The organism is Arsenophonus sp. ENCA (assembly GCF_002287155.1).
In the GTDB taxonomy this organism is placed as follows: Bacteria; Pseudomonadota; Gammaproteobacteria; order Enterobacterales; family Enterobacteriaceae; genus Arsenophonus; species Arsenophonus nilaparvatae.
The window spans coordinates 1-5,838 of sequence record NZ_NHNG01000038.1 but is presented as its reverse complement, the minus strand read 5'-3'; the positions used below and the strand labels follow the sequence as shown (position 1 = coordinate 5,838).

Below are 5,838 nucleotides of genomic sequence, written 5' to 3'. Positions count from 1 at the left end.
TCACCCAGGATCGCCAGCATCAGTAAAAGTCCCGCCGTTGTTGTTGGTGCATCAGCTGCGCCAGGCGTTTTTCCAGCTCACGCACACTGATAGCCAGCGCTTCACGCAACGCCGCCGGGGCCGCCTGGGACTGACCGTTTATCACAATCTGTGGGGCAAAGGTGATCTGCATGCCTGAAAATGCCTTCCCCTGACCGGCAGGGGGGATTGGGGTATCAGGCCAGTTGGGCACACGCGGGGAGGGTGGTTGCATCAGCGGCATCAGGCCGCCGACGGCACGTGCTAATGCGGGCGTGGTACGGGTAATGCCCACCACCGCGCCCTGCACAATATTGTCCCCCAATCCGGCAAAAACCGTTGAGGGACTGTGTATGCCGAGTGTCTCCTTAAACCAGCCTGAAACACTCTCCCCAAAATTGACAATCGTCTCTTTGGCGGCGGTTAACCGGCTTTTAATCCCGTTGACCAGACCATCAATCAGCTGTCGACCCGCATCGGTAAAATTGGCAGGCAGCTCAATGTTGAAATAGCCCATCACCCCGGCGAACGCCTTATAGAGCAGCCCCAACGGCGACCAGTTAAGGATAAGTGCACCAACGTCCGCAATACCGCCGGAAAACGCCTGTTTCACCTCGGCCCAGCGGGCTTTAAAGAAATCGCTTATCGGCGTCCAGTAGCGGTAAATAAGGTAAGCGCCCGCGGCAATTGCGGTGATGGCCAATCCAATAGGGGTAAACATCAGCGCCCGCCCCAGCCACAGCAGTGCATGTCCAGCCAGGCGCAGGCCCGTCACCAGCCCACCGGCCAACACCTTGCCCAATCGTCCCACACTGCCCGCCAGTCGGCTTAAGCGTCCACCCATGCCAAATGTCGTGCGGAGTAATAACCAGCCGGTACGCAGCCGGGTAAGCCCACCCCACAACAGGCGTATCGGTGAACCCAGCAGATTAAGTGCTAACCTTGTGGCCAACACGCCTCCCTTGAACAACAGCAGTGCACCCACGGTTTTTGCGATACCGCTGACCAGTTGCGGGTGGGTCTTGACCCAGGCATTGGCGGCGTTCACATAAGGGAGTACCGTGGCGGCTAAACTCTCTACCGCTGGTTTTAGTGCATCACCGAGACTCAGCGACAAATCCTGACTGGCAATGCCTAACTTTTTCATCTGTTCAATGGGTGATTCAAGACGTTTTTTATAGTCACGGCCTAATACATCCTTGTCCGCGGCCGCCAGGGCCTGGGCGCGGATTTGCCGGTACTTGTCCATGTTGGCCAGCATCGGACGAACAAAGGCCATTACCTGCATATCGGCAAACAGTTCACCCAGGCCAAAGTTCTGCTGCAGCGCCAGTAATGCCTTATCGCGCGCAGTATTGTCCTGCAGCGCCATCGCCGATTTAAATTGCGCCAGCGCTTCGGGACTCTTTTGCGCCAGATAGGTTTGCAGGGTATTCATCATCCCTTCAATCGGCGAAATCCCGTGCGCTTTTTGCTGCATGAGTGATTTTTCAATATCGATACCGACATCACCAAAACGTTTTTTGGTGTCTGAGGCGTACAGTTTTTCCAGAAAGTTATTGAAATTGTTCGCCGCTTTATCCGTGCTCCCCGCGCCTATTTTTGCCACCTGCAAGGCAGCGACCATCTCGGCCACCGCCGCTTTACCCTGGGCCACGTTGGCCATTTGTGGGGCAAGCTCCGGCAACCACTTCACCTGGTCAGCGATTTCAAATGACCCGGCCTTGCCTCCTTGCGCCATGATGTTCTGTACCGCGGCAAAATCTTTCGCCGCAATGCCCAGTGACTGTTGGGTGGTCACCGCCGCCTGCGCCCAGAGTTCAGCGGAGGTGCGGGTGGCGGTTGCGCCCCGAGCGATGTGGGGCAGGTAGGCGCGAATATCGTCCAGGCTGTCAATGTTATTGCCAATAAGCGTACTGGTTGCGGCCTGTAAATCGGCCTGGGTCTGGTTGTACTGCTGACTCCAGGCGCGGATATCCTTGCCCAGTGCCGCCTGGGTAGCACCGTCGTAACCGGCAGTGATACCCATATCGACCAGGTTATCCTGAAAGGTCATCGACTGCTTGACAGACGGCGCGACCGCGCCCACCGCTGCTGCCGTGGTCGCCCCTAACGCCAGCCCTTGCCCCATCAGGGCGTGTCGTTGTTGCCCGGCAATCTGACTGGCCATCATTGTGCGATGTAACTGGCGATGCTGTTGCTCGAGACGGGAAAGTGTCTGGCCCACCCGACCCAGCTCACTATTGAGGTTACGCGCGGCCTGTGCGCCCAAATGACCGTAGCGGGTTACCGCCTGGGTCAGTTGCTGCTGGCGGGATTGCAGGCGACGGGTGGTTTCACTTAAGTGATTGAGGTTGCGTCGGGAGTCGCCCATCGCCGAGCGAAAAGCACCGGCTACCGCGCCTTTAATCACTACCCCAATCGAAAATGTGCTCGACACCGCGCCCCCTGCTTTTATTACCGCTGATTAACGGGTACCGTTTTGCCCAACTTCCTGCCGGATTTGCGCCGCGGCTTCCTGTAAATAGTCTTCAAATTCCACCACGGTCAGCGCATCCAGCTCACTCGGCTGCCAACGAAACCATCTCGCCAACAGGGCCTGCGCCTGACGCAGCGCCTTCGGCGACTGCATCCAGCCCCGCAAACTGGCGAAAGTGGCTTTGCAACTGTTGATAATCCACCAAATCCATATTGTCGATATCTTCCGGTATCAGGCCGGTCATGCGCGCAATCAGCAGGCTGTCCCAGTCATTGACGTTTTCACTTAAGCGGCGTACCGCCTTGATGTCACTGACCTTGAGCCGGCTTAAAGTGACCCGGGTCAGCATTTCACCGCTGCCCAGGGCATAAGGGTATTGCAAGCTATAATGTAAAGGCTCTGTCATGGGGTTGCTCCTTCCCTGTCACTGTCAAGCGCCCAGATTGGCGCGATAATCGGTGAGTATATCTTCACCGTTGATTTTAAAAATATTGGCTATCACATCCAGCTCCAACAGCACCTGGCCATCCATGACTTGCTTGATATAACTGCAGGTAAAACTGCTGCTCATCTCCGGCACCTCATGCTGCTTAAAGCTGCCCAGGCTATTTTTACTGAACATCACGGTCATAAATACCGCGACGGGTAATTCATCCTGACGACCCTGCGCCGGGTTATAGCGCTGCAGGCTACCGCGACATTGTAGCGGATACGCCTTGAAGGGATTGATGGTGCGCAGCGCCACTTCTTCATACAGGCTGGTCCAGTGAATTTCCCCTTCCAGCTTGTCAAACCCGGCAGGCAGCTGAATTTTGCCAATCATTCCCAGCGCCTGATGCTCCTGCTGCACCACGTTGATTTCCGGTAACTTGATTTCTTTTGCCCGACCCAGCAGGCTATTGCCGTCCAGGTAGACGTTGGCATTGGTTATAAAATGCAGTGCATTGCCCGCCATGATGTGCTCCTTATTGTTGTCTTATTGACCCAGTGCGTTACGCTCATACGGAGACCCCACTTTTCAGAAAGGTGAGATATTCATCGGTGATTTCCGTCTCAAAGGTCAGGTGCTCCATCGGCGGCGGCGGGGTGTATTTGTAATTCAGTTTCAACTGCCCCAGACTAAGCGCATCCTTGGTGTTGTTCGCCGGATCATACCAGCAGTGAAAGCCCAGCAACGCGCCATCGGCAATCAGCCGACGACCATAGCCATTGACCGATTCGGTCAGCGCATCAATCAGCCCCTGATTAATCGGGCGATCAATATATTGCAGACTGAAATGACGGATAGACTCATTAATCATGTCCCCGGTGCGCCGCACATTTTCAAAATTCTTCAGATGCGTCACGGTCGGCCAGGCCGCCGTGCGGTTGCCCCACAGGCGTAATCCACTCCCAAAGCGGTTAAACACCGTGGTAATGCCATTCTGGTTAAGCAGATTGACCTCGCTATTGGCATCGTCAATACGTGCACTTAACGGACGCTCAATCCCCACAATGCCCATCAATTCCTGATTGGAAGAGGACCACCAGAACCCTTTGTCTCGGTCAACCCTGGCCCGCAGACCCGCCGCGCGTGCGGATAACGGCTCCAGGCGATTCTGGTTGGTCGCCTTGTCATAGACCTTGACCTGCGGATAACACAGGCGTACCCGGTCAGAGGCGGTATTAAAATTAATGGTGCCTTGTGGCCCCCGTCCGGCTATTGCCTGGGCAAACGTCGTCCCGGCCGGCGCATCAATATAGGCGATGGCTTCACATTGGTGGGCCAGGACTATCATGGCGGTCGCCACCGCATTTTGGTGCGAGAAGCCGGGCGCAATCAGCAGTTTGGGGCGAAAGCCAAACAGGCTGTCGGCATTTTCCAGCGCTTTCATCCCGGTACGCTGGTCGGCGGCATTGGTGGTGCCTAAAATGTCAGCAGCGGTGATTTTTGAGACATCCGGCGTGTTATAGCTGACACTGACGGTGGCCCCCTGCGCAATGCCACCCGTGGTGACACGGGTGACTTTGCCGGTTGCGGCGGCCACGGTATAGTCGGTCGTTACCTTAAACGGGGTCTGCCCATCGAGGCTTTTTACTACGATATCGCCTACCGGTAACTGGCTCAGCGTGGCACTGTGGTACGTGCTATCAAAAGTGACACTTTCGGCGCTGATCGCTTTTTGATGGGTTTTGGGGTCAAACACATTGACCACCATAACGGTACCCACACCGTGGTCATAAATGGCGCGCAAGGCGTGTGGCAGGCTAAATCCACTTCGCTCATCGCCAAACTGCGTCGCATCTTTTTCTGATGTACACAAGGTCAGGGTATTGATCGGGCCTTTGGGCGCGGTACCAACCAGCCCAATCACCGACGATTTAACGGTTCTGACCGGACGTGACCCGTGTTCGATTTCCAGCGTATCAACGCCGTGATGGTTTTCTCTACTCATGGGGCGACCTCATTACTTTTTGTGTCTGCTGGCACTTTTCCGCGTTTTCTGCCGGTCATCGCGAACGATGTGCTCATCGGTTTTTTCACGGTGGTGGTCTCATCAGGGGAGAGCGCCACCGTGTCGCCAGACGGTGTGATTGCCTGTGCCAACGGTGCAGCCACGATCGGTGCGACGGGGGGCTCTGCTTCCTTACCCAGAAAGGTCAAATAGCCCTGCGCTTCCAGCCCCAGCACATAATCGTTATCCATCGGCAAGGTGACTTCCTGACCCGGCCAGAACATCACATCCAGGATGCTGCCATCCGGTAAGCGCAAAGCGGCCCCGTTCATCTGTTGGCCGTCATAACGGTAACGGGCCAGTGTGCCAGTCGGGTGTTTGGCGGCGAGTGATCGCTGTTCAAAATCGGTCAGTGGCCTGGGGTGTTCAGGCGGTGTATCGGGATAATCGAATCCCAGAAAGGTCAGATAGCCCTGGGCTTCCAGCGAGACAATAAACGCATGATCGACCGGCACATCCACCACCTGACCGGGATAAAACATCACATCCTGGGTACGGCCATCGGCCAAACGCAGGGCTGCCCCATTCGGGGACTCACCGTTATAGCGAAACTTCGCCATAAGCCACCTCGTTATTTTCTGTCTTCATGATGTCTTCCCGGGTAGGCGGTAAGGCCTCGTGCGGCCAGTCCTGTACAAACGTAAGCGTCATTGGAACCACACAGAGATAGGTAGCGTGGTTTAAGGTAAGGTAATTTTCCAGGGCAGCAGTACGTTCCAGTCTATATCTTCATCAGGGGATTTTAGCGACGTCAGCAATGCCAGAAGATAATCGTACGGGTTAAGACCATTGATACGTGCACTTTCCACCAGGCTGTACAATAGCGCACTTGCATGAGCACCCGCT

6 protein-coding genes are annotated in these 5,838 nt (G+C 55.7%); all 6 read right to left on the bottom strand.

The window, feature by feature from the left end; all coding sequences use genetic code 11:
• Positions 1 to 19 precede the first annotated feature (19 nt).
• On the bottom strand, positions 20 to 2,458 hold the full coding sequence (locus CBG25_RS00895; RefSeq protein WP_290603845.1) for a phage tail tape measure protein: 2,439 nt from the start codon (positions 2,456 to 2,458) through the stop codon (positions 20 to 22).
• A gap of 121 nt (positions 2,459 to 2,579) precedes the next feature.
• Positions 2,580 to 2,903: a phage tail assembly protein gene (locus CBG25_RS00890; protein WP_290603843.1), complete on the bottom strand. Its 324-nt coding sequence runs from the start codon at positions 2,901 to 2,903 to the stop codon at positions 2,580 to 2,582.
• Between the two features lie 24 nt (positions 2,904 to 2,927).
• Entirely contained in the window at positions 2,928 to 3,452 is a 525-nt protein-coding gene (locus CBG25_RS00885) for a phage major tail tube protein (protein ID WP_290603841.1), read from the bottom strand.
• 43 nt (positions 3,453 to 3,495) lie between these two features.
• The gene (locus tag CBG25_RS00880; protein ID WP_290603839.1) at positions 3,496 to 4,932 is read right to left on the bottom strand and encodes a phage tail sheath subtilisin-like domain-containing protein; all 1,437 of its coding nucleotides are present in this window, start codon (positions 4,930 to 4,932) and stop codon (positions 3,496 to 3,498) included.
• Positions 4,929 to 5,552 carry a hypothetical protein gene (locus CBG25_RS00875; RefSeq protein WP_290603837.1) on the bottom strand — a complete coding sequence of 208 codons (624 nt, stop codon included), beginning with the start codon at positions 5,550 to 5,552 and terminating at the stop codon, positions 4,929 to 4,931. Before CBG25_RS00875 ends, CBG25_RS00880 begins: the two co-directional genes overlap by 4 nt.
• A gap of 120 nt (positions 5,553 to 5,672) precedes the next feature.
• Positions 5,673 to 5,838, bottom strand: a 166-nt coding sequence (locus CBG25_RS00870) for a transposase domain-containing protein (RefSeq protein ID WP_290603847.1), incomplete at its 5' end; no start/stop codon positions are given.

Excerpts from the sequence above, each read along its gene's own strand:
- CBG25_RS00890 (WP_290603843.1), bottom strand. The coding sequence starts at position 2,903 with ATGACAGAGCCTTTACATTATAGCTTGCAATACCCTTATGCCCTGGGC.
- CBG25_RS00885 (WP_290603841.1), bottom strand. The coding sequence starts at position 3,452 with ATGGCGGGCAATGCACTGCATTTTATAACCAATGCCAACGTCTACCTG.
- CBG25_RS00880 (WP_290603839.1), bottom strand. The coding sequence starts at position 4,932 with ATGAGTAGAGAAAACCATCACGGCGTTGATACGCTGGAAATCGAACAC.
- CBG25_RS00875 (WP_290603837.1), bottom strand. The coding sequence starts at position 5,552 with ATGGCGAAGTTTCGCTATAACGGTGAGTCCCCGAATGGGGCAGCCCTG.